Here is a 21,338-nt window from a genome sequence, read left to right as displayed (position 1 = left end):
AAGCTGAAAACTTGCCGCTGCTGTTAATTCAAGTGTTCGACGCGGATCCGTACGACCGGACCGTTGACGCCAGCCAGCGCTTCGAGGGCGGCGATGGCATCGTTGATGCGCTGCTCGACCACGCGGTGGGTCAGCAGGATCATCGGCACCAGACCGTCGTGTTCCTCGACTTCCTTCTGCATGATCGACTCGATGTTGATGCCGCGCTCCGAGAGGATGCTTGCCACCTGAGCGAGTACGCCCGGATGGTCCTTGGCCTGAATGCGCAGGTAGTAAGCGCTTTCGCAGGCTTCGATCGGCAGGATCGGGTGAGCCGACAGCGAGTCTGGCTGGAAGGCCAGATGCGGCACACGGTTTTCCGGATCGGAAGTCATCGCACGAACCACGTCAACCAGGTCGGCGATCACCGACGAAGCGGTTGGCTCCATGCCGGCGCCCGCACCGTAGAACAGCGTCGAACCGGCGGCGTCACCGTTGACCATCACCGCGTTCATCACGCCGTTGACGTTGGCGATCAGGCGATCGGCCGGGATCAGCGTCGGGTGCACGCGCAACTCAATGCCGGCGGCAGTGCTGCGCGCCACGCCGAGGTGCTTGATGCGGTAGCCCAGCGCTTCGGCGTAGTTGACGTCGGCGGTGGTCAGCTTGGTGATGCCTTCGGTGTAAGCCTTGTCGAATTGCAGCGGAATGCCGAACGCGATGGAAGCCAGAATCGTCAGCTTGTGCGCTGCGTCGATGCCTTCGACGTCGAAGGTCGGATCGGCTTCGGCGTAACCCAGCGCTTGCGCTTCGACCAGCACGTCTTCGAACGTACGGCCCTTCTCGCGCATTTCGGTGAGGATGAAGTTACCGGTGCCGTTGATGATCCCGGCCACCCAGTTGATGCGGTTGGCGGACAGACCTTCACGGATCGCCTTGATCACCGGAATGCCACCGGCCACCGCTGCTTCGAACGCCACGATCACGCCTTTCTCGCGTGCCTTGGCGAAAATCTCATTACCGTGAACGGCGATCAACGCCTTGTTCGCGGTGACCACATGCTTGCCATTCTCGATGGCCTTGAGTACCAGCTCGCGGGCAACGGTGTAGCCGCCCATCAGCTCTATGACGATGTCGATCTCAGGGTTCGTGGCCACTTCGAAGACATCGTTGGTAATCGCAATACCGGTCGTCTGGAACTGAGGCTTTGGCGTGCGCATGGCAATTTGTGCCACTTCAATCCCACGCCCGGCACGACGAGCAATTTCCTCGGCGTTGCGCTGAAGTACGTTGAAGGTACCGCCACCGACGGTCCCTAACCCACAGATGCCTACTTTGACCGGATTCACTGTGAACTCCCCATAAAACGGCCGACTCAGGGTCGGCCGGAAAACAACCGCGTGCTCGCGGCTCTCTATTGATGGCCCGGCGATGTCGCTGCCGGACCATGATCGTCAAAGGCTGACCGTGACGATGCGAATTACTTGGCGCCCAGCGCCAGTTTGGCGACTTGTGGCGCAGGCTGGTAGCCCGGAATGACTTGTCCGTCGGCCAAAACGATGGCCGGTGTACCGTTCACGCCGATCGACTGACCGAGGGCGAACTGTTTGGAAACCGGGTTATCGCACTTGGCGGCCTTGATTTCCTTGCCGTCGACCATTTTGTCCATGGCAGCTTTCTTGTCTTTCGAGCACCACACGGCCTGCAGTTGCTCGTCACCCGGCGAGCCGAGGCCCTGACGCGGGAACGCGACATAGCGCACTTCGATGCCGCGCTTGTTCAGCTCGGGCACTTCGGCGTGCAGTTTGTGGCAGTAAGGGCAGGTGGTGTCGGTGAACACGGTGATGTGCGACTTGGTCTCGCCCACGGCCGGGTAAACCACGGTCTCGGCAACCGGAATGTCGTTGATCAGTTTGGAGATGCCCAGGCGCTCGGTCTTCTCGGTCAGGTTGACCGGTTTACCGTCCTTGAGCTGGAACAGGTAGCCCTGAACCACGTACTGGCCATCGGCACTGGCGTACAGCACACGGCTGCCCTTGAGCTTGACTTCATACATGCCCGGCAACGGGCTGGCGGAAATGCTCTCTACCGGTACATCGAGCTGGAGGTTTTCCAGGCTTTTACGAATGGCTTTGTCGGCCGCGTCATCGGCGACGGCAAAGGTGCTGACCAACGCAATGGCTGCGGCGGCGAAAATCTGGGTCAGACGCATGAGAACTCCTGAAGGCGGACAAATGAAACGATCAGAACGCCCGTGCCGAAACACCGGGTCATAACCGTCCATCGTGCAAACCGGCAAAGCCTAACACATAAGGCCACGGTGACCGAATGCGCCTGTTGCCACTCATCACTCCCACCTTATGCAGGAGCTGCCGAAGGCTGCGATCTTTTGATCTTGATCTTAAAAACAGAATCAAAAGATCGCAGCCTTCGGCAGCTCCTACAGGGGGAGGTGTGTGGTTAGCCTCTTGGGTGGTGTTTGGCGTGCAGGTCTTGCAGGCGGGCTCGGGCGACGTGGGTGTAGATTTGCGTCGTCGAGAGGTCGCTGTGGCCGAGCAGCATCTGCACCACGCGCAGGTCGGCGCCATGGTTGAGCAGGTGCGTGGCAAACGCATGACGCAAGGTGTGCGGCGACAGCGACTTGCCGATCCCGGCGACCTTGGCCTGATGCTTGATGCGGTGCCAGAACGTCTGCCGGGTCATCTGCTCACCGCGCTGGCTGGGGAACAGCACATCACTGGGACGACCACCGAGCAACTCGCCGCGACCATCGCGCATGTAGCGCTCGATCCAGACAATCGCTTCCTCGCCCATCGGCACCAGCCGCTCCTTGCTGCCTTTACCCATGACCCGTAATACGCCCTGGCGCAGATTGACCTGCTCCAGTGTCAGGCTGATCAGTTCGGTCACGCGCAGGCCGCAGGCATACAGCACTTCAAGCATGGCGCGATCGCGCTGGCCGATCGCTTCGCTCAGATCCGGCGCCTGCAGCAGCGCCTCGACGTCGGCTTCCGACAGGGATTTGGGCAGCGGTCGGCCCAGTTGCGGCATGTCGATGCGTAACGTCGGATCGACACTGATGAGCTTTTCCCGCAGCAGATAACGAAAAAAGCCACGCACACCGGAGAGAAATCTCGCGGTTGAGCGTGGTTTGTAGTTTTGCTCCAGACGCCAGGCCAGATGATCGAGGATCAGTTCGCGACCGGCGTTGATCAGCTCCAGGTTTTTTTCCTGCAGCCAGCCGTTGAACAGCGCGAGATCGCTGCGATAGGCGTCGCGGGTGTTATCGGACAGGCCCTTTTCCAGCCACAAGGCGTCGAGGAATTGATCAATCAGTGGATGGTCGATGGCAGGCATGGGCGCTCAAGACACACAGCCTCAAGGACTGTGCGCAAATGTAGAGTGAACTGTAGGAATGGGCGCTAGTCTTTCATAGCCCGCTATTTCAAGGAACAGGGAGCATCAATGAACGAGCAGCAAATTCTATTGGCATTTGGCGGGATTGGCGCCGCGGCGCTGGGTTGCCAATGGCTGGCATGGCGCCTGAAGCTGCCAGCGATTCTGTTTCTGTTGTTGACCGGCATTCTGGTCGGCCCGGTGCTGGGCTGGCTCGATCCGCAGGAAATGTTTGGCCCGCTGCTGATGCCGCTGGTGTCGCTGGCGGTGGCGCTGATTCTGTTCGAAGGCAGCCTGACCCTGCATCTGTCTGAATGGAAAGAGATCGGTAGCGTCGTTCATCGACTGGTGACCATCGGTGCGATTTCGACCTGGGTGGTCATCGCGGTGGCGACTCACTTTCTACTGGGTTTCGACTGGATGCTGGCGATTCTCTTCGGCAGCCTGACGCTGGTCACCGGGCCAACAGTGATCGTGCCGATGCTGCGGGTGGTACGACCGAAAGCCTCGATTGCCAACATTCTGCGCTGGGAAGGCATCGTCATTGATCCGATCGGCGCCCTCCTCGCCGTGGTGGTCTACAGCTTCATCATTGCCAGCGCTGAAGGTCATGGCCTCAAGCAGAGTCTGTTGACGTTTGGCGGGGTGATTGCCTGTGGCGCGGTGTTTGGCGTTGTCGGTGGCTGGCTGCTGGGTACGGTGATCCGCCGACAATGGCTGCCGGAATATCTGCATAACCTGGCGTCGCTGGCGGCGGTGTTGGGGATTTTCATCGCCTCCAACGAGGTCATGCACGAGTCCGGTCTGCTGGCAGTAACGCTGATGGGCATGTGGCTGGCGAACATGAAGGGCGTGGATGTGCGGCACATCCTGCACTTCAAGGAAAACCTCAGCGTGCTGCTGATTTCCGGGTTGTTCATATTGTTGGCGGCGCGTCTGGATTTGTATGCGCTGATCGGGCTGGGACCGTTGGTGCTGATTCTGCTGCTGGTGATCCAGTTGATCGCCCGGCCGCTGAACGTGTTGCTCAGCACGGCCGGTTCCAGCCTGAGCTGGCGCGAGCGTGCGCTGCTGTGCTGGATCGCGCCGCGAGGGATTGTTGCGGCCGCAGTGTCGGCGATTTTTGCGATTCGTTTGCATGAGGCCGGGCATGAAGGTGCGCTGCTGCTGGTGCCGCTGACGTTTGCGGTGATCATCGGCACCGTGGTCCTGCAAAGCGCGACTGCACGACCGCTGGCGCGATTGCTGAAGGTCGCCGAGCCAGCGCCGAGTGGCTTCCTGATGGTCGGCGCCAACGCCCCGGCGCGCGAGTTGGCCAAGTCGCTGCAACAACTGGGCAGTCGGGTGCTGCTGACCGATTCGAGCTGGGAAAACATTCGTGCGGCGCGCATGGAGGGTTTGCCGACCTACTTCGGCAATCCGGCTTCGCAGCATGCCGATGCGCATCTGGATCTGGTCGGACTCGGGCATTTGCTGGCGCTGTCGCCTTCAGGCGAACTGAATACCTTGGCGGCAATGCGTTTTCGCCATGACTTCGGCCATCAACGCTTGTTTGGCCTGGCCAGTGGTCATGAGAGCCGCCGCAGCGACAAGCATCGCGCGAGCCTGGAGCATCGGGGCAATCAGCTGGGCAGCGAGGCGTTTACCTACGCGAAACTGGCCAGTCAGATGGGCCAGGGTGCGGAGTTGTACAGCACAACGTTAACGGACGGGTTTGGCTGGGAGGACTACCGGGCGTTGCATGGTAATCGTGCGACGTTGCTGTTCATGCGTGATGACAGTGGCTGGGTGCATGTGGTGACGCCGGAAGCGGCGCTGAAGCCTGGTGCGGGGTGGACGTTGCTGGCGTTGATTCAGCCTGAGGCCAGCGGCGCCTGATCTGACGCTTTCGCGAGCAGGCTCGCTCCCACAGGTTCTGTGCCGGACACAAATGGTGTGTTCACCCCGATCACTGTGGGAGCGAGCCTGCTCGCGAAGGGCGCGACGCAGTATTTGATCAGGCCGCAAAGCCTGGCAGCACCGGCACCGGCCGCTTGTCATCATCAATGGCCACGAAGCTGAACTGCCCATGAATCGCCTTCTCGCGACCATCACAGCTCATGCTCTCGACAAACACTTCCACCTCGACCTTGAGGCTGGTGTTGCCGACCTTGATCACCTTTCCGACCAGTTCAACGATGGAACCGGCCGGGATCGCGTGGTTGAAGTCGATGCGATCAGTAGACACGGTCACCAGCGGCAAGCGGCAGAATCGCGTAGCGGTGATGAACGACACTTCGTCCATCCATGCCAGCGCAGTGCCGCCGAACAAAGTGTTGTGGTGGTTGGTGGTCGGCGGGAAGACAGCTTTGGTGACGCGGGTCACCGAGAGTTCGGTGCGGCGTTCGATTTCCTGGTCGCGGGTAGACATGTGAGATGACTCGTAAAACGTAGACTGCAAATCGAAAACAGGATCAAAAGATCGCAGCCTTCGGCAGCTCCTACAGGATGGGGGCAGTTTATTGCAGGCAACAAAAAAGCAGCCCGTAGGCTGCTTTTTTCTGCATCGGAAGCTGGACTTAAGCCAGTTTTTCCTTGATGCGAGCTGCTTTACCCGACAGGTCGCGCAGGTAGTACAGCTTGGCTTTACGTACGTCACCGCGACGTTTGACAGCCATGCTGTCGATCTGCGGGGAGTAGGTCTGGAAAGTACGTTCTACGCCAACACCGTTGGAGATTTTACGAACGGTGAACGCACTGTTCACGCCGCGGTTACGCTTGGCGATTACAACGCCTTCGAACGCTTGCAGACGGGAACGATCGCCTTCCTTCACTTTCACCTGAACGACAATAGTGTCGCCTGGGGCGAAGGTAGGGATTTCTTTGGTCATCTGCTCTGCTTCGAGTGCAAGGATGATTTTGTTGGTCATGCTGTGCTCCTAAGGTAAATCGTTCGATCTACCATCGATACGTTGTTAACTATCGTCCCGCTCGCGGATGTATTCCTCGAGCAGCTTCTTCTCTTCTCCAGAAAGCGAGCGGCTTTCCAGAAGATCGGCGCGTCGTTCATAGGTCCTACCAAGGGACTGCTGTAAACGCCAACGCCGGATATGCGCGTGGTTGCCACTCAGCAACACGTCGGGTACACGCTGATCCGCATACACCTCAGGTCGGGTGTAATGCGGGCAATCCAGCAGACCATCCGTAAAGGAATCTTCCTCGGCGGAGTCCGCATGCCCTAAAGCTCCAGGCAGCAGTCGTGTAACCGCATCGATCAGGACCATGGCCGGCAGCTCGCCGCCAGACAGTACATAGTCGCCAATCGACCACTCTTCATCGACATGAGCTTCAATAAAACGCTCGTCAATGCCTTCATAGCGGCCGGCAATCAGGATCAATGCATCCGATTGTGCCAACTCGCGTACCGCCGACTGATTCAGTTGACGGCCTTGGGGGGACAGGTAAATCACCTTCGCCGCCTCCCCGGCTGCTGCCTTGGCCTGAGCCAGTGCATCTTCCAGGGGCTTGATCTTCATCACCATGCCCGGACCACCGCCAAACGGGCGATCATCCACAGTGTGATGCCGATCCGTCGTGTAATCCCGCGGGTTCCAACAGGTCAGCTGCAAGAGCCCCTGTTTGACCGCTCGACTGGTGATGCCGTAGTCGCCGATGGCGGAAAACATCTCGGGAAACAAACTGATCACTTCTACGCGCAAGTTAGCCACGCTTAGAAGTCCGCGTCCCAATCCACCTTCATCTCGCCCGCGGCCAGATCGACTGCCAACACACATTGGCCCGTATAGGGCAACAAGCGTTCGCGATCATCCAGGCTGCCAGCGCAAGGCTTGACTACCATTACATCATTGGCGCCGGTTTCCAGAAGATGATCGACTTTCCCGAGCAATTGCCCCAGTTGATCGATGACCTTCAGACCTTCCAGCTGGTACCAGTAGTACTCGCCGTCGGTCAATTCAGGGAACAGGTTGCGCGGCACGCAGATCTCATAACCGGCCAGAAGACGAGCTTCTTCACGATCATCGAGACCCTTGAGCTTTGCGACCAGGAACTTGTCGCTCCCGCGTCCACTGACCAGCTCGACCTGTTTGACATTGCCTTCGCGCTTGAGCGTCCAGGTTTTGTACTGCAACAGGTTTTCAGTCGGATCAGTAAAGGAATAAACCTTCACTTCGCCGCGAACGCCATGAACAGAATAAATTTTGCCAATAACGATCAAATCATCGGCAACAGCAGGCGTCGCGTTCATATTGCTCAGGCCGCAGCCTTTGCAGATTCCTTCAGCAACTGAGCAACACGCTCAGAAGGCTGTGCACCAACGCTCAGCCAGTAGGCTACGCGCTCTTGGTTCACGGACAGACGAACTTCCTGACCACGTGCAACAGGGTTGAAGAAACCAACCTGTTCTTTGTGGGAGCCGTCACGCGGGTTACGCGAGTCGGTTACGGTCAGGTGGTAAAACGGGCGCTTTTTGGAGCCGCCAAGGGCAAGACGGATTGTTAGCATGTGAACATCGTTCCTGTAGTCGGTGCTGCAAATCTAAATGCACAGCGGGCATGGGTGCCCGAAAGGCCGCATATTCTAAGGAATATCCGGACTTTTGCAAATGACTTTTTCCGGCGCCTATGGCATGCCGTGCAGATCTGCATATAGAGCCGTCGATGAAAACGGCCGGTCAGCTCCCGCCAAGTGCGGGTTTGCTGTTGATCCTGCGTCCTTGCAGGGTCTGCGCCGGTGCGACGACCGGCGCGGATTCTTTACATTTTCGGCATGCCGCCGCCGGGCAACATTCCGCCCATGCCGCGCATCATTTTCGCCATTCCGCCTTTGGCGGTGAATTTCTTCATCATCTTCTGCATCTGCTTGTGCTGCTTGATCAAGCGACCGATGTCCTGCACCTGAGTGCCGGAACCCATGGCGATCCGGCGTTTGCGCGAACCGCTGATCAGCTCAGGGTCGCGGCGCTCGGCCGGGGTCATGGAATTGATGATGGCTTCCATCTGCTTGAATTGTTTCTCCGCGGCGTTCTGGGCATTGCCCATTTGCGACAGGTTGACGCCGCCGATGCTCGGCAGTTTGTCCATGAGGCCGCCGAGGCCGCCCATGTTCTTCATCTGTTGCAGCTGATCGCGGAAGTCTTCAAGGTCGAAGCCCTTGCCCTTCTTCAGCTTCTTGGCCAGTTTGTCGGCCTTGTCTTTATCGAGGGTCGCTTCAGCCTGTTCGATCAGGCTGAGCACGTCGCCCATGCCGAGAATCCGCGAGGCGATACGCTCAGGGTGGAACGGATCGAGCGCTTCGCTCTTCTCGCCCATACCGATGAACTTGATCGGCTTGCCGGTGATTGCGCGTACCGACAGTGCGGCACCGCCACGGGCGTCGCCGTCGACCTTGGTCAGGATCACACCGGTCAGCGGCAGGGCATCACCGAAGGCCTTGGCCGTGTTGGCGGCGTCCTGACCGGTCATGGCGTCGACCACGAACAGGGTTTCGACCGGGTTGATCGCGGCGTGCAGCGCCTTGATCTCGCCCATCATCTCTTCGTCGATGTGCAGACGACCGGCGGTATCGACGATGACCACGTCGATGAATTTCAGTTTTGCTTCTTTAATAGCGGCTTGCGCGATGTCGACCGGCTTCTGGCTCAGGTCGGACGGGAAGAAGGTCACGCCCACTTCACCGGCGAGCATTTCCAGCTGCTTGATCGCCGCAGGACGGTAAACGTCCGCCGATACGACCATGACCGACTTCTTCTTGCGCTCTTTAAGGAAGCGCGCCAGTTTGCCGGCGGTGGTGGTTTTACCCGCGCCCTGCAGACCGGCCATCAGAATGACGGCTGGCGGTACGGCGCTCAGGTTCAGATCTTCGTTGGCCGCGCCCATCAGGCTTTCGAGTTCGGCCTGGACGATCTTCACGAATGCCTGGCCCGGCGTCAGGCTGCGCGACACCTCGGTGCCGACAGCGCGCTCCTTGACCGAATTGACGAAGTCCTTGACCACCGGCAGGGCGACGTCGGCTTCGAGCAACGCCATGCGCACTTCACGCAGGGTGTCTTTGATGTTGTCCTCGGTCAGCTTCGCCTTGCCGGTGACATGGCGCAGCGTCTGCGAGAGACGGTCGGTTAAGTTTTCAAACATTGCGCGATCCTTTCAGGCCCTGTGTAGACCGGGATAATGGCGGCCCAGACCGGAATCAACATGTGCTCGGCGAGCCTGCGGCGTGGGCAGGTCGCGGATTATAGCGAAGACTGCGGCTGGCGGACACCTCGCTGTCAGCTTCCTGAGTCTTTCGTGTCATGGCGGTTCTATGCCAAACTCAGCCCCTTTCGGGCTTGCCTAACAGGATTTATGCTCCCCTTGTCACCCAGTTTGCTGACCACCCTCGCCGCCGCCCTTCTATATGCCGCTGCGACCCTTTATCAGAGCACCCGCCTGGCCACCGGCGCCAAGGCGAACAAGCGCCTGCTGGTTAGCCTCGGCGCGCTCGCCGTCGTGGCCCACGCCGCCAGCCTGCTCACTCACCTGCTGACGCCAATCGGTCTGGGCCTGGACTTCTTCAGCGCCTCGAGCCTGATCGCCGCAGCGGTGATCGCGCTGACGCTGATCGCCTGTTCGCGCATTCCGGTGGAAAACCTGCTGGTGCTGCTGTTCCCGCTGGGCGCGATCACCGTGCTGCTGGCGCAGTTCGCGCCGACCGGTACGGTGCAGATCATCGATGAAGAGCCGGGCATCCTCGCGCACATTCTATTGTCGATCCTCGCCTACGGCATGTTCACCATTGCGGTGTTTCAGGCCTTGTTGCTGCTTGTGCAAGACCACCAGCTCAAGCACAAGCATCCGTCCGGGCTGATCAAGAACTTCCCGCCGCTGCAAACCATGGAAAGCCTGTTGTTCGGTTTCCTCTGGGCCGGCTGGACGCTGCTGTCGCTGTCGCTGATTTCCGGCTGGCTGTTCGTCGAGAACCTGTTCGCTCAGCACCTGGTGCACAAGACTTTGCTGGCCTGCCTGGCGTGGATCGTGTTCAGCGTGCTGCTGTGGGGCCGCAACCGTCTCGGCTGGCGCGGCCACAAGGCGATTCGCTGGACCCTCGCCGGTTTCTGCCTGCTGATGTTGGCGTATTTCGGCAGCAAGCTGGTTCGTGAATACATCCTGCACATCTGACGGGCGGCATAAATGGACGGTTTGCCCATAGGGCCGATGCTCGCGGTATTTGTCCTGCTGATTTTATGGTCAGGGCTGTTTACCGCCGTCGAAATCGCGCAGCAGCACCTGCTCGCACAACGCACCGCCTCGCGCGCCAGCGACAAACCGCTGGCGAAGCTGAGCTTCCCGCTCGACAGCCTGATCCTCTGCAACACCTTGTGCCGCGCCCTCGCCGTGGTCATTGCGACCCTGCTGGCGATCTTCCTCTGCGAAGAAAACGGCCCTTGGGCGGCATGTCTGGGTGTCGGCGCGATCCTGCTGGTGTTCGCCGATTACTTCCCGCGCACCGTCGCCCGGCGTTATCCCGATGCCGTGCTGGCCTTCGGCAATTCCCTGCTGGCCGTGCCACTGAAGATTGTTTACCCGCTGGCCTGGCTGTTCAGCCGTATCAGCGGCCTGCTGATGCGTCCGTTCGTACGCAAAGCGCAAGTGGTGCAGCAAAGCGAAGACGACGCGCCCTCTGATCGTCACGATGATCCCGAACACCCGGTTCACGCCCACCCGGTTTCCGGCATCCACGCGCTGGACAACATCACGGTCAACGACATTCTGGTGCCGCGCAGCGATGTCGACGGCATCAACCTCGACGACTCGATCGAAGAGATCATCGAACAACTGCGCCACAACAAACGCACGCGCCTGCCGGTGTTTCACAGCGACATCAACCAGGTCGAAGCCGTGCTCAACACCCGGCAGATCCGTCATCTGCTCAACAACGGTGATTTGACCCGCGAAGCGCTGCTGACAGCCAGTTACGAACCGTACTTCGTGCCGGAAAGCACGCCACTGCAACTGCAATTGCTGAACTTCCACAAGCAACAGCGGCGGCTGGGCATGGTCGTCGACGAGTACGGCGAAGTGCTTGGCATCGTCACGCTGGAAGATATTCTCGAAGAAATCGTCGGCGAGTTCGAAAGCGAGCACAGCCTCGACAACCCGCATATTCATCCGCAGGCGGATGGGCGGATGGTGATTGATGGCACTGCTTCGATTCGTGAATTGAACAAGTGCCTGGGCTGGCATCTGCCAAGCGATGGGCCGAAAACCCTGAACGGGTTGGTGACCGAGGCGCTGGAGACGATTCCCGCGAGCGCGGTTTGTTTGAAGATCGGGCGTTATCGGCTGGAGATTCTCGAGACTGAGGAGAACCGGGTGAGCAAGGTGTTGATCTGGCATACCTCTTCTGTGCCTGCTTTGGTGCCTGCCAGGTAAAAGATCAAAAGATCAAAAGATCGCAGCCTTCGGCAGCTCCTACCCTGCGATCTTTTGCTCTTGTTCAACTGTTAGCCCCCTTCCTATAATCGAGCCGCTTACCCAAGCGTTGCCAAACCGCGTGCTTACCCCGCACCCGACAGGTTTCGGCTATTTCCGTAGTAAACCGACGACTGTTCCTACCTGAAACAGCGACCGCGCCTCATCCCACATCCCTGGGTGTTCGACCATAATAATTCGCTCCAACGGAGCTCATGACTGTCAGGGATCACCGCATGACGACCAGTACCGCTTACAGCGACACCGCGCCTGCCCAACCGACCAACTCCGCCACACGGGTGGCGACGGCGAGTTTTATCGGCACCGCCATCGAGTTCTACGACTTCTATGTCTACGCCACTGCTGCGGCACTGGTGATCGGGCCGGTGTTTTTTCCGCAAACGTCCGGCACCGCGCAGATGCTCTCGGCGTTTCTCACTTTTGGTATCGCTTTTCTGGCCCGGCCGCTGGGCTCGGCACTGTTCGGCCACTTCGGTGACCGCATCGGGCGCAAGTCGACGCTGGTCGCCTCGCTACTGTTGATGGGCGTGTGTACAACGCTGATTGGCGTGCTGCCGGGTTACGCCAGCATTGGCGCCTGGGCGCCGATTCTGTTGTGCGTGCTGCGCTTCGGTCAGGGTTTGGGACTGGGCGGCGAATGGGGCGGTGCTGCCCTGCTGGCCACGGAAAACGCACCGAAAGGCAAACGCGCGTGGTTTGGCATGTTTCCGCAGCTCGGCCCTTCGATTGGTTTTCTCGCGGCCAACGGTTTGTTTCTGACCCTGGCCATGACCCTTGATGACGAGCAATTCCGCAGCTGGGGCTGGCGCATTCCGTTCCTGCTCAGCGCCGTGCTGGTGATGGTTGGCCTGTATGTGCGACTGAAACTGCATGAAACCCCGGTCTTCGCTAACGCCATCGCCCGTCAGGAGCGGGTAAAAATGCCGCTGGTCGAACTGTTCAGCCAGTACTGGGCGCCGACCTTGCTGGGCGCGGCGGCGATGGTGGTGTGTTACGCGTTGTTCTATATCTCGACGGTGTTCTCCCTCAGCTACGGGGTTTCCACGCTCGGTTATAGCCGCGAAACGTTCCTCGCCCTGCTGTGCTTTGCCGTGTTGTTCATGGCGGCCGCCACGCCGTTGTCCGCATGGGCAAGCGACCGTTACGGGCGCAAACCGGTGCTGATCATCGGTTGCGTGCTGGCGATTCTTTCCGGATTTCTGATGGAGCCGTTGCTGACGCAAGGTTCGACCTGGGGCGTGGCGCTGTTTCTGTGCATCGAGCTGTTTTTGATGGGCGTGACGTTCGCGCCGATGGGGGCGCTGCTGCCAGAGCTGTTTCCGACCCACGTGCGTTATACCGGTGCTTCGGCGGCGTATAACCTGGGCGGGATTGTCGGGGCCTCGGCGGCGCCGTTCTTTGCGCAGAAACTGGTGGCGATGGGGGGTTTGAGTTATGTCGGCGGGTATGTGTCGGGGGCGGCGGTGCTGAGTTTGATTGCGGTGCTGTGCCTGAAGGAAACGCGGGATAACGATCTGAATCGGGTTGCCTGACAGAAGATCAAAAGCTTCGCGAGCAGGCTCGCTCCCACATTAGGTCTGTGGCATACACAAAACCAATGTGGGAGCGAGCCTGCTCGCGAATGCCGCGACTCGGTTTAGAGTTCTACGACGACTGCCTGAGCAGCACGTGTCGCCTTGGCACGCGCAGCCTCGATCGACTCATCCCGCGCCAGCGCCACGCCCATGCGGCGCTGACCATTCACTTCTGGCTTGCCGAACAAACGCAACGCCGTGTCCGGCTCGCTCAACGCAGCACCCAGATTGGCAAATGCGGTCTGGGTCGACTGCCCTTCCACCAGAATCACCGCCGAAGCCGAAGGCCCGAACTGGCGAATCAACGGCACCGGCAAGCCCAGAATCGCGCGAGCGTGCAAGGCGAACTGCGACAGATCCTGCGAAATCAGCGTCACCAGGCCGGTGTCATGCGGACGCGGCGAGACTTCGCTGAACCACACCTGATCACCTTTGATGAACAACTCGACGCCAAACAGACCACGACCACCCAGCGCCTCGGTCACGGCTTTGGCAACGCGCTCGGATTCAGCCAGGGCAATCGGGCTCATGGCTTGTGGCTGCCACGATTCCTGATAGTCGCCCTTCTCCTGACGGTGACCAACCGGCGCGCAGAACGTGGTGCCACCGATGTGGCGTACGGTCAGCAGAGTGATTTCGTAGTCGAAATCGATGAAGCCTTCGATGATCACCCGACCTTTGCCGGCGCGACCGCCCTCTTGCGCGTAATCCCAGGCTTTCTGCACGTCATCGACGCTGCGCAGCAAGCTCTGGCCTTTGCCCGACGAGCTCATCACCGGTTTGACCACGCATGGGAAACCCAGGTCCTCAACGGCTTTGCTGTAGTCCTCGAAGGTGTCGGCAAAGTGGTAAGGCGAGGTCGGCAGGTCCAGCTCTTCAGCGGCCAGACGACGAATGCCTTCACGGTTCATGGTCAGTTGCGCAGCGCGCGCGGTCGGGATCACGGTGAAGCCCTCGGCTTCCAGTTCGACCAGGGTGGCGGTGGCGATGGCTTCGATTTCCGGCACGATGAAGTGCGGTTTCTCGGCTTCGATCACCGCACGCAGGGCGGCGCCGTCGAGCATGTTGATCACGTGGCTGCGATGCGCGACTTGCATGGCCGGCGCGTTGGCGTAGCGGTCAACGGCGATCACTTCAACGCCCAGGCGTTGCAACTCGATTACCACTTCCTTGCCCAACTCACCACAGCCACACAGCAATACGCGGGTCGCGGTTGGCGACAATGGAGTTCCGATACGGGTCATCTCAGGTCCTCAAAGCAGCGGATCATCGAGGAAAGCAACGCCAGACGCGCTTTCCATGGGGAGAAAGCGCGGCATTTTACATGAACCCGAGGCTTTGGCTTCAGCCGGCGACGGCCTGTTTGCGATCACGCCAGGCCATGATCAGCCAGACGGCGGTGACGCCGGCGAATTTCGACAGCAGCGCGGTGATGATCACCGGTGGCGTCAGCAGGTCGATCATGCCGAAGAAGATGAAGGTATCGAGGGGAATGCTCAGTGCCGAACTGATCCACAAGCGGTCGCGCAACGGCCGCTTGGTGATGCTGAACACCAGCCAGTCGATGATTTCCGACACCGCGAACGCCGTGGCACTGGCCAAAGCAATGGAGGGATCGGAGGTGACGTAAGACAGCACCAGCGCCGCCAGCATCGCCACCAGCGCACCGTGACCGAAACGGGTCTGCACCATGTCGCGCAGTATGAAGACCAGACCGCCCCAGGCCGACCAGATGATGTCCAGGTGCGGCGCGGTGGAGAAGGCGAAGTTGATCAGCACGACGCTGCTGATATAGGCGATGAGAAAAATCATGGGGGCGACCTGTCAATTTGGCGCACAGATTACTTCAGCCAAAGCAGAATCAAAAGATCGCAGCCTGCGGCAGCTCCTACAGGGAAAACGCATTTCAAATGTAGGAGCTGCCGCAGGCTGCGATCTTTTGATCTTGCTACTTGTTCGGGGTCGACCCAATCATCCACACCAACCCACTCGCCTTCGCCCGCTCATGACACAACCCCAGCACCACCCGGCGCTCGTCATTGTTCATGCGGCTCCAGCGCGTGATCTCTTCAACCGTGCGCTGGCAGCCAGTGCAGATATCATCCTCATCCAGCGCACAAATATTCACGCACGGGGAGGCGACCGGTCTTTCGGTGGTAGTCATTCTTCCTGCTCAACCAGATCGCGCGCATAACGCTGGGAGTTATGCACATAGTGGGCGGCGCTGGCTTCGAGCATCTTCTTTTGCGGCTCGGTCAACTCGCGCACAACCTTGCCCGGCGAACCCATCACCAGCGAACCATCGGGAATTTCCTTACCTTCACCGATCAGCGAATTGGCGCCGATGATGCAGTTTTTGCCGATCTTCGCACCGTTGAGAATTACCGCGTTGATGCCGATCAGGCTGTAATCACCGACCGTGCAGCCATGCAGCATGGCGTTGTGACCGATGGTCACGCCGGTGCCGATGGTTAGCGGGTAGCCCATGTCGGTGTGCATCACGGTGCCGTCCTGCACGTTGCTGTTCTTGCCGATCAGGATCAGTTCGTTGTCGCCGCGCAGCACGGCGTTGAACCAGACGTTGGCGCCTTCTTCCAGTTTGACCTTGCCCACCAGCACGGCATTGGGGGCGACCCAGCTCTGTGGATGGGTCTCGACACGGGCGTCGCCCAAGCGGTATTTCATCTTGTTTTCCTCGGGGCTCACGGTGATGGGCCGTTCGAACGACGGCTTCAGGTGTTGATAAAGCTTTTCGGCGGCTGGTGCAGACTGATTTTCGCGTCATAGAGCAGGTTGATCAACTCGACGATCATGATCGCCGTCAGCCCCCAGATCTTGAAATCGCCGTAGCGATAGCTCGGCACGTACCAGCTGCGACCTTGATAGTCGATGCGATGAGTGTGTTCGCGGGGGTCCTCGCGGAAGAATTCCAGCGGCACAGTGAAGACCGCAGCGATTTCCGCATCGTTGGCGCGGTATTCGACGAAGTCAGGAATAACGCCGACATAAGGCGTGACCTTGATGCCATGCAGGGAGATCAGCGGGCTGAGCGGGCCGATGATTTCGACGAGGCCGGGCGGCAGGCCGATTTCCTCTTCCGCCTCACGCAGGGCGGTGAAGATCAGATCCGGGTCTTCCGGGTCGCGACGGCCACCGGGGAAAGCCACTTCGCCACCATGGGTCGAGAGTCCGCTGGCGCGCAGGGTCAGCACCAGCTCAGGCTCGTCACTGCGGGTGATCGGCACCAGAACGGCGGCCTCGGGGAAACGTTTGTCGGTCTCCAGCGTGCGCGGTGTGTGGTTGCTTACCCTATGCAGTAGCTCGTCCAGCATGAGTGTTCTCGATCTGTGCCTTACCCTGCATCATGCACCAATCATTGCAGCCGCCCAAGCCCCCGAATCTCGCCATGTCGCGAAACGACAACTTGCCGACCGACACCGCTGCACGCCAAGATAGGCGCAGCATTCAGGAAGCCCAGCATGAAATTTTGCAGCCACTGCGGTAACCCGGTCACCCAGCGCATTCCCGAAGGCGATTCGCGGCTGCGATTTGTCTGTGGCAGCTGTCAGACCATTCACTATCAGAACCCCAATATCGTTGCCGGTTGCGTGCCGACCTGGGGCACGAAAGTCTTGCTCTGCCGTCGCGCCATCGAGCCACGCCTCGGTTACTGGACGTTGCCCGCCGGGTTCATGGAGAACGGTGAGACCATCGAGCAGGCCGCCGTCCGTGAAACCGCCGAAGAGGCCTGCGCCCGCGTGCGTAACCTGAGCATCTATACGCTGATTGATGTGCCGCACATCAGTCAGGTGCATGTGTTTTTCCGCGCGGAGCTGGTTGATCTGGACTTTGCCGCCGGCCCCGAGAGCCTCGAAGTGCAACTATTCGACGAAGCCGACATTCCCTGGGACGAACTGGCTTTCCGCACGGTGGGGCGTACCTTAGAATGCTTCTTCGCTGATCGGCGGAGTGAGGTGTATCCGGTGCGTTCGGAATCGATTCCGCCGTTGGTGCAGCCGGTCATTGTTGGTTAGAAGATCAAAAGATCGCAGCCTGCGGCAGCTCCTACACAAAACTTGTCTGCTTCATTCCTGGGGAATCGTTTCAATGCGCTGGTTGCTTGCCCTGTTCTGCCTGTCGTTCGTTTCCGTCTCCCAAGCGTCATTCGTGACCACCGTGACGCCTGCGAATACCCCGCTTATCGAAAAAGTCCTGGTGCTCAAATCGGCTCATCAACTGCAGTTGATCGCCGATGGCAAGCCGCTGAAGAGCTATCGCATTTCCTTGGGCAAGGGCGCGAAAAAAGGTCCGAAACTGATTGAAGGCGACAAGCGCACGCCGGAAGGTTTCTATTGGATCGACTGGCGCAAGACCAGCGACAAATTCAACCTGTCGATGCACATTTCCTATCCGAACATCGCGGATTCAGCGCGCGCCCGGCGTGAAGGCGTCGAGCCCGGCGGAATGATCATGATCCACGGCACGCCGGATTCCGAAGAAACACCGGAGGACCTGTTCCACACGCTGGACTGGACCGACGGCTGCGTCGCCATGCGCAACGTGGATATGCGCGAAGTGTGGAGCCTGGTGCCGGACGGCACGATGGTTGAAATCCGCCCTTAACCTGTGGCGGGGGCTCATTCAGCCGTTACCGTCGGTCGGCGATAAAAAATAAATCAAAAGATCGCAGCCTGCGGCAGCTCCTACAGAGGTGATACCACTTCCCACTGTAGGAGCTGCCGCAGGCTGCGATCTTTTGCTTTCTACAGCCCACCTTTAATACCACTTCAAACCATACCCGCTAAAATCCGCCATTTCATTGGGCTAACGGCCGATTACCCGCGTTGACATGGTATTCAAGTGGTATTAATTTCCGCCTCACAAGCGAGCCACAACAATCCTATACTCGCGCCGGAAATGACCTACATGAACGACCTCCACGCCCTACGTCCAGACGACTCCCAGCCGACGCCGCTGTACCTGCAACTGGCGCGCAATCTGGAAGCGGCGATCCATGCCGGGCAGTGGAAGTCCGAACAGGCGATGCCGTCCGAGCGCAATCTCAGTGAAATGCTCGGTATCTCCCGGGTCACCGCACGCAAGGCGCTGGAGGTCCTCCTCGATCAAGGCCTGATCCGTCGCCTGCAAGGTTCCGGCACCTTCATCACGCCGCGCCTGGAACAACCGCTGTCGCGTCTCTCCGGTTTCAGCGAAATGCTCCGCCTCAAGGGCTTCGTCCCCAGCTCGCAATGGCTGGAGCGCGAAATCACCCTGCCGACCCACGAAGAACTGATCCGTCTCAGCCTGTCGCCGAATGACAAGGTCGCGCGCATGAAGCGTCTGCGCAAAGCCGATGACACCGTCATGGCGATCGAGATGAGCACCCTGCCCGCCTCGATCATGCCCAAGCCGCAACTGGTCGGCGATTCGCTCTATGAATACCTCGACGGCATCGGCAAACCGATCGTCCGCGCCTTGCAGCACATTCAGGCGATCAACGCCTCGGACGAGTTCGCCGCGCTAGTCGGCATCGCCCCCGGCACCGCCATGTTGCTGATGACCCGGGTTGGCTACCTGGAAGACAACACACCGATCGAAGTTACCGACACCTATTGCCGCAACGACTACTACGACTTTGTTGCAGAGCTTCGCCGCTGATCAGCAGCCAAGCCCAAACGAGAGAAGCGAAATGTCCGAAGACAACATCCTCACCGCCAGCGGCTGGGTTCGCGGCCGGCTGATCCACGAACACGGCAAAGTCGTGTCGATCGAAGGCGTGCCTTGCGATCCGGCGAGCAATGAGCTGCCGTATCTGCTGCCGGGCTTCATCGATCTGCACGTCCACGGCGGTGGCGGCAAAGACATCATGGAAGGCGCCAGCGCTTTCGAAACCATTACCAGAACCCACGTGCGTTTTGGTACCACCTCGTTGCTCGCCACCACGATGACCGCGCCGAGTGCCGAGATCTCCAGCGTGCTGAAGGAAGTCGGAGAATTCTGCGAACAGCGTCCGCAAGGTGCCGCGCGTGTCCTCGGCGTCCACCTCGAAGGCCCGTACATCAATCCCGGCAAACTCGGTGCGCAACCGAACTTCGCGCACACCGCGTTGATGGCCGAAGTCGAAGAGTATCTGGCGCTGGCACCGATCCGCGTGATCACCATCGCCCCGGAAATCGCCGGTCACGACGCGTTGATTCGTGAACTGAGCAGCCGTGGCGTGCGCATGCAGATCGGCCACACCCTCGGCAGTTACGAGGAAGGCGTTGCCGCAATGGCGGCCGGCGCGACCAGTTTCACTCACCTCTACAACGCCATGAGCCCGCTGCATCACCGCGAGCCGGGCATCGTTGGCGCGGCATTGGCCCACGCCAAATTCGCCGAGCTGATCCCCGATTTGCTGCATGTGCATCCCGGCGCGATTCGCGTGGCTCTGCGCTCGATTCCGTGCCTGTATTGCGTGACCGATTCGACCGCCGCCGCCGGCATGCCCGACGGTGAATACAAGCTCGGCAGCCACACCGTGACCAAATGCCTGGGTGGCGTACGCCTGCCCGACGGCACCTTGGCCGGCAGCACGCTGACCATGGATCAGGCCCTGCGCAATCTGGTGAAGATCGGTTTGCCGATCGCCGAAGCCTCGCAACGTCTGTCGCAATTCCCCGCCGACTACCTCGGCATCACCGAACGCGGGCGCCTTGCACCAGGTGCCTGGGCCGACTGCGTGCGGCTCGATCGCTCACTCACACTGACCGCCGTCATGGTCGAAGGAGAAGACATTGACTTCAAAAATGCTTGAGGAGGCGCTGTCCTCCTTCGAGGCCGTGCAAGCCCAACTGCAACAGCTCGACCCGCAAATGATCGAGATCGCCGGACGCCTGCGTCGTCAGCCACCGCAAGTGGCGATGACCGTCGCGCGTGGCAGCTCCGACCACGCGGCGAGCTACTTCGCTTACCTGACCATGCAGCAACTGGGTGTGCCGGTAGCGTCGTTGCCGATGTCGGTGGTGACCATGCAGCAGGCGCCGTTGAAGGTCAGCGGTCAGGTGGCGTTCGCGTTTTCACAATCGGGGCAGAGCCCGGATCTGGTCAACAGCCTGCGTCTGTTGCGCAAGCGTGGCGCGCTGAGCGTGTCGATGGTCAACGCCGCCGATTCGCCACTGGAAGCAGCGTGTGAGTTCAGCGTGCCACTGCTCGCCGGGACTGAAAGCAGCGTCGCCGCGACCAAAAGTTTTATCGCCACCCTCAGCGCCAGCGCCCGTTTGATCGCGCACTGGAAAGAGGACAGCGAATTGCTCGAGGCCGGTAACGCCCTGCCTGAAGGTTTGCGCGACGCGGCGAAACAGGACTGGAGTGTGGCCATCGAAGCGCTGCGTGATTGCGAGCGTTTGATGGTTATTGGCCGTGGTGCCGGTTTCGCCATCGCTCAGGAAGCGGCACTGAAATTCAAGGAAACCTCGGCGATTCAGGCCGAAGCGTTCAGCAGCGCTGAAGTGCGTCACGGCCCGATGGCGTTGATCGACGAACACTATCCGTTGCTGGTTTTCGCACCGCGCGGTGCTGAACAGGCTGGCTTGCTGAGTCTGGCGGCAGAAATGCGTCAACGCGGTGCTCGTGTGTTACTGGCCGCGCCGGATGACATCGCCGAGCGCAACCTGACGCTGACCCGCGCCGAACACCCGGCGCTCGATCCGATTCTGGCGATCCAAAGCTTCTACGTGATGGCGGCAGGTTTGGCCGTGGCCCGTGGCATGGACCCGGATCAGCCGCGCCATCTGAGCAAAGTGACCCGAACGCACTAACACCAGTTGATCGATGCCCGACCCGATCGGCGAACACAAAACCGCTGATTGATGCACAACCCTATCGGCGGACGCAAAAACCGCCGATGGATGCACAACCCCTGTCGGCGGATGCGAAAACC

Annotated in this window: 23 protein-coding genes; 9 read left to right on the top strand and 14 right to left on the bottom strand. The window is 59.8% G+C overall.

Features of this window, described 5'->3' with window-relative positions:
* Positions 1 to 23: 23 nt before the first annotated feature.
* The 3 genes from C2E19_RS06645 to xerD all read right to left on the bottom strand — a co-directional run bounded on the left by C2E19_RS06645 (position 24) and on the right by xerD (position 3,336).
* On the bottom strand, positions 24 to 1,328 hold the full coding sequence (locus C2E19_RS06645; protein ID WP_129389614.1) for a homoserine dehydrogenase: 1,305 nt from the start codon (positions 1,326 to 1,328) through the stop codon (positions 24 to 26).
* Positions 1,329 to 1,459: 131 nt separating this feature from the next.
* Entirely contained in the window at positions 1,460 to 2,191 is a 732-nt protein-coding gene (gene dsbC, locus C2E19_RS06640) for a bifunctional protein-disulfide isomerase/oxidoreductase DsbC (RefSeq protein ID WP_129389611.1), read from the bottom strand.
* Positions 2,192 to 2,439: 248 nt separating this feature from the next.
* Positions 2,440 to 3,336 carry a site-specific tyrosine recombinase XerD gene (xerD, locus tag C2E19_RS06635; protein WP_129389608.1) on the bottom strand — a complete coding sequence of 299 codons (897 nt, stop codon included), beginning with the start codon at positions 3,334 to 3,336 and terminating at the stop codon, positions 2,440 to 2,442.
* Positions 3,337 to 3,444: 108 nt separating this feature from the next.
* Between xerD and C2E19_RS06630 the strand changes: the two genes are divergently transcribed.
* Positions 3,445 to 5,253: a sodium:proton antiporter gene (locus C2E19_RS06630; protein WP_129389605.1), complete on the top strand. Its 1,809-nt coding sequence runs from the start codon at positions 3,445 to 3,447 to the stop codon at positions 5,251 to 5,253.
* A 118-nt stretch (positions 5,254 to 5,371) separates the two neighbouring features.
* Here the strand turns inward: C2E19_RS06630 and C2E19_RS06625 are convergent, their stop codons facing one another.
* The 6 genes from C2E19_RS06625 to ffh all read right to left on the bottom strand — a co-directional run bounded on the left by C2E19_RS06625 (position 5,372) and on the right by ffh (position 9,506).
* Complete coding sequence (locus C2E19_RS06625) at positions 5,372 to 5,785, bottom strand: acyl-CoA thioesterase (protein WP_122598059.1); 414 nt, start codon at positions 5,783 to 5,785, stop codon at positions 5,372 to 5,374.
* Positions 5,786 to 5,933: 148 nt separating this feature from the next.
* Positions 5,934 to 6,284: a 50S ribosomal protein L19 gene (gene rplS / locus C2E19_RS06620; RefSeq protein ID WP_003175895.1), complete on the bottom strand. Its 351-nt coding sequence runs from the start codon at positions 6,282 to 6,284 to the stop codon at positions 5,934 to 5,936.
* A gap of 45 nt (positions 6,285 to 6,329) precedes the next feature.
* Positions 6,330 to 7,082 (bottom strand): tRNA (guanosine(37)-N1)-methyltransferase TrmD, encoded by a 753-nt coding sequence (gene trmD / locus C2E19_RS06615; protein ID WP_129389602.1) that lies wholly within the window; start codon positions 7,080 to 7,082, stop codon positions 6,330 to 6,332.
* Positions 7,083 to 7,084: 2 nt separating this feature from the next.
* A complete protein-coding gene (gene rimM / locus C2E19_RS06610) occupies positions 7,085 to 7,621 on the bottom strand; it encodes a ribosome maturation factor RimM (protein WP_129389600.1) in 537 nt (178 codons plus the stop codon).
* A 5-nt stretch (positions 7,622 to 7,626) separates the two neighbouring features.
* A complete protein-coding gene (gene rpsP, locus C2E19_RS06605) occupies positions 7,627 to 7,878 on the bottom strand; it encodes a 30S ribosomal protein S16 (protein WP_003198088.1) in 252 nt (83 codons plus the stop codon).
* A gap of 251 nt (positions 7,879 to 8,129) precedes the next feature.
* On the bottom strand, positions 8,130 to 9,506 hold the full coding sequence (gene ffh / locus C2E19_RS06600) for a signal recognition particle protein (RefSeq protein WP_053117442.1): 1,377 nt from the start codon (positions 9,504 to 9,506) through the stop codon (positions 8,130 to 8,132).
* A gap of 210 nt (positions 9,507 to 9,716) precedes the next feature.
* On the opposite strand from ffh, the gene C2E19_RS06595 reads away from it, so the two are divergent.
* The 3 genes from C2E19_RS06595 (at position 9,717) to C2E19_RS06585 (ending at position 13,375) form a co-directional block, all read left to right on the top strand.
* Positions 9,717 to 10,529 (top strand): inner membrane protein YpjD, encoded by an 813-nt coding sequence (locus tag C2E19_RS06595; protein ID WP_034154823.1) that lies wholly within the window; start codon positions 9,717 to 9,719, stop codon positions 10,527 to 10,529.
* A 12-nt stretch (positions 10,530 to 10,541) separates the two neighbouring features.
* Complete coding sequence (locus C2E19_RS06590; protein WP_129389597.1) at positions 10,542 to 11,783, top strand: transporter associated domain-containing protein; 1,242 nt, start codon at positions 10,542 to 10,544, stop codon at positions 11,781 to 11,783.
* Between the two features lie 275 nt (positions 11,784 to 12,058).
* On the top strand, positions 12,059 to 13,375 hold the full coding sequence (locus tag C2E19_RS06585; protein WP_129389594.1) for an MFS transporter: 1,317 nt from the start codon (positions 12,059 to 12,061) through the stop codon (positions 13,373 to 13,375).
* A 104-nt stretch (positions 13,376 to 13,479) separates the two neighbouring features.
* On the opposite strand, the gene purT is transcribed toward C2E19_RS06585, so the two are convergent.
* From purT to C2E19_RS06560, 5 genes are all read right to left on the bottom strand, one after another.
* Positions 13,480 to 14,661, bottom strand: coding sequence for a formate-dependent phosphoribosylglycinamide formyltransferase (purT, locus tag C2E19_RS06580; RefSeq protein WP_016986367.1), 1,182 nt, complete (start codon positions 14,659 to 14,661; stop codon positions 13,480 to 13,482).
* A gap of 100 nt (positions 14,662 to 14,761) precedes the next feature.
* Positions 14,762 to 15,229: a VUT family protein gene (locus C2E19_RS06575; RefSeq protein ID WP_105705643.1), complete on the bottom strand. Its 468-nt coding sequence runs from the start codon at positions 15,227 to 15,229 to the stop codon at positions 14,762 to 14,764.
* A gap of 136 nt (positions 15,230 to 15,365) precedes the next feature.
* Positions 15,366 to 15,581 carry a DUF1289 domain-containing protein gene (locus tag C2E19_RS06570; RefSeq protein ID WP_129389591.1) on the bottom strand — a complete coding sequence of 72 codons (216 nt, stop codon included), beginning with the start codon at positions 15,579 to 15,581 and terminating at the stop codon, positions 15,366 to 15,368.
* The gene (locus C2E19_RS06565; RefSeq protein ID WP_007954617.1) at positions 15,578 to 16,102 is read right to left on the bottom strand and encodes a gamma carbonic anhydrase family protein; all 525 of its coding nucleotides are present in this window, start codon (positions 16,100 to 16,102) and stop codon (positions 15,578 to 15,580) included. The genes C2E19_RS06570 and C2E19_RS06565 overlap by 4 nt, the downstream gene beginning before the upstream one ends.
* A 47-nt stretch (positions 16,103 to 16,149) precedes the next feature.
* The gene (locus tag C2E19_RS06560) at positions 16,150 to 16,749 is read right to left on the bottom strand and encodes a CoA pyrophosphatase (protein ID WP_129389588.1); all 600 of its coding nucleotides are present in this window, start codon (positions 16,747 to 16,749) and stop codon (positions 16,150 to 16,152) included.
* A 147-nt stretch (positions 16,750 to 16,896) separates the two neighbouring features.
* On the opposite strand from C2E19_RS06560, the gene C2E19_RS06555 reads away from it, so the two are divergent.
* The 5 genes from C2E19_RS06555 (at position 16,897) to C2E19_RS06535 (ending at position 21,216) form a co-directional block, all read left to right on the top strand.
* Positions 16,897 to 17,451, top strand: a complete 555-nt coding sequence (locus tag C2E19_RS06555; RefSeq protein WP_129389585.1) for an NUDIX hydrolase — start codon at positions 16,897 to 16,899, stop codon at positions 17,449 to 17,451.
* A 73-nt stretch (positions 17,452 to 17,524) separates the two neighbouring features.
* The gene (locus C2E19_RS06550) at positions 17,525 to 18,040 is read left to right on the top strand and encodes a murein L,D-transpeptidase family protein (protein ID WP_129389582.1); all 516 of its coding nucleotides are present in this window, start codon (positions 17,525 to 17,527) and stop codon (positions 18,038 to 18,040) included.
* 303 nt (positions 18,041 to 18,343) lie between these two features.
* Complete coding sequence (locus C2E19_RS06545) at positions 18,344 to 19,075, top strand: GntR family transcriptional regulator (protein WP_129389579.1); 732 nt, start codon at positions 18,344 to 18,346, stop codon at positions 19,073 to 19,075.
* A 31-nt stretch (positions 19,076 to 19,106) separates the two neighbouring features.
* Complete coding sequence (nagA, locus tag C2E19_RS06540; RefSeq protein ID WP_129389575.1) at positions 19,107 to 20,213, top strand: N-acetylglucosamine-6-phosphate deacetylase; 1,107 nt, start codon at positions 19,107 to 19,109, stop codon at positions 20,211 to 20,213.
* Positions 20,194 to 21,216 (top strand): SIS domain-containing protein, encoded by a 1,023-nt coding sequence (locus tag C2E19_RS06535; RefSeq protein ID WP_129389572.1) that lies wholly within the window; start codon positions 20,194 to 20,196, stop codon positions 21,214 to 21,216. Before nagA ends, C2E19_RS06535 begins: the two co-directional genes overlap by 20 nt.
* The last annotated feature ends 122 nt before the right edge of the window (positions 21,217 to 21,338 follow it).

Origin of the sequence: Pseudomonas sp. DTU12.3 (assembly GCF_004124275.1) — a bacterium.
Lineage (GTDB): Bacteria > Pseudomonadota > Gammaproteobacteria > Pseudomonadales > Pseudomonadaceae > Aquipseudomonas > Aquipseudomonas helmanticensis.
The sequence above is the reverse complement of the archived record's forward strand: the minus strand, read 5'-3'. Positions and strand labels throughout refer to the sequence as shown.

Coding starts and splice junctions, on each gene's coding strand:
- dsbC (WP_129389611.1), bottom strand. CDS start 2,191: ATGCGTCTGACCCAGATTTTCGCCGCCGCAGCCATTGCGTTGGTCAGC.
- xerD (WP_129389608.1), bottom strand. CDS start 3,336: ATGCCTGCCATCGACCATCCACTGATTGATCAATTCCTCGACGCCTTG.
- C2E19_RS06630 (WP_129389605.1), top strand. CDS start 3,445: ATGAACGAGCAGCAAATTCTATTGGCATTTGGCGGGATTGGCGCCGCG.
- C2E19_RS06625 (WP_122598059.1), bottom strand. CDS start 5,785: ATGTCTACCCGCGACCAGGAAATCGAACGCCGCACCGAACTCTCGGTG.
- rplS (WP_003175895.1), bottom strand. CDS start 6,284: ATGACCAACAAAATCATCCTTGCACTCGAAGCAGAGCAGATGACCAAA.
- rimM (WP_129389600.1), bottom strand. CDS start 7,621: ATGAACGCGACGCCTGCTGTTGCCGATGATTTGATCGTTATTGGCAAA.
- rpsP (WP_003198088.1), bottom strand. CDS start 7,878: ATGCTAACAATCCGTCTTGCCCTTGGCGGCTCCAAAAAGCGCCCGTTT.
- ffh (WP_053117442.1), bottom strand. CDS start 9,506: ATGTTTGAAAACTTAACCGACCGTCTCTCGCAGACGCTGCGCCATGTC.
- C2E19_RS06595 (WP_034154823.1), top strand. CDS start 9,717: ATGCTCCCCTTGTCACCCAGTTTGCTGACCACCCTCGCCGCCGCCCTT.
- C2E19_RS06590 (WP_129389597.1), top strand. CDS start 10,542: ATGGACGGTTTGCCCATAGGGCCGATGCTCGCGGTATTTGTCCTGCTG.
- C2E19_RS06585 (WP_129389594.1), top strand. CDS start 12,059: ATGACGACCAGTACCGCTTACAGCGACACCGCGCCTGCCCAACCGACC.
- purT (WP_016986367.1), bottom strand. CDS start 14,661: ATGACCCGTATCGGAACTCCATTGTCGCCAACCGCGACCCGCGTATTG.
- C2E19_RS06575 (WP_105705643.1), bottom strand. CDS start 15,229: ATGATTTTTCTCATCGCCTATATCAGCAGCGTCGTGCTGATCAACTTC.
- C2E19_RS06570 (WP_129389591.1), bottom strand. CDS start 15,581: ATGACTACCACCGAAAGACCGGTCGCCTCCCCGTGCGTGAATATTTGT.
- C2E19_RS06565 (WP_007954617.1), bottom strand. CDS start 16,102: ATGAAATACCGCTTGGGCGACGCCCGTGTCGAGACCCATCCACAGAGC.
- C2E19_RS06560 (WP_129389588.1), bottom strand. CDS start 16,749: ATGCTGGACGAGCTACTGCATAGGGTAAGCAACCACACACCGCGCACG.
- C2E19_RS06555 (WP_129389585.1), top strand. CDS start 16,897: ATGAAATTTTGCAGCCACTGCGGTAACCCGGTCACCCAGCGCATTCCC.
- C2E19_RS06550 (WP_129389582.1), top strand. CDS start 17,525: ATGCGCTGGTTGCTTGCCCTGTTCTGCCTGTCGTTCGTTTCCGTCTCC.
- C2E19_RS06545 (WP_129389579.1), top strand. CDS start 18,344: ATGAACGACCTCCACGCCCTACGTCCAGACGACTCCCAGCCGACGCCG.
- nagA (WP_129389575.1), top strand. CDS start 19,107: ATGTCCGAAGACAACATCCTCACCGCCAGCGGCTGGGTTCGCGGCCGG.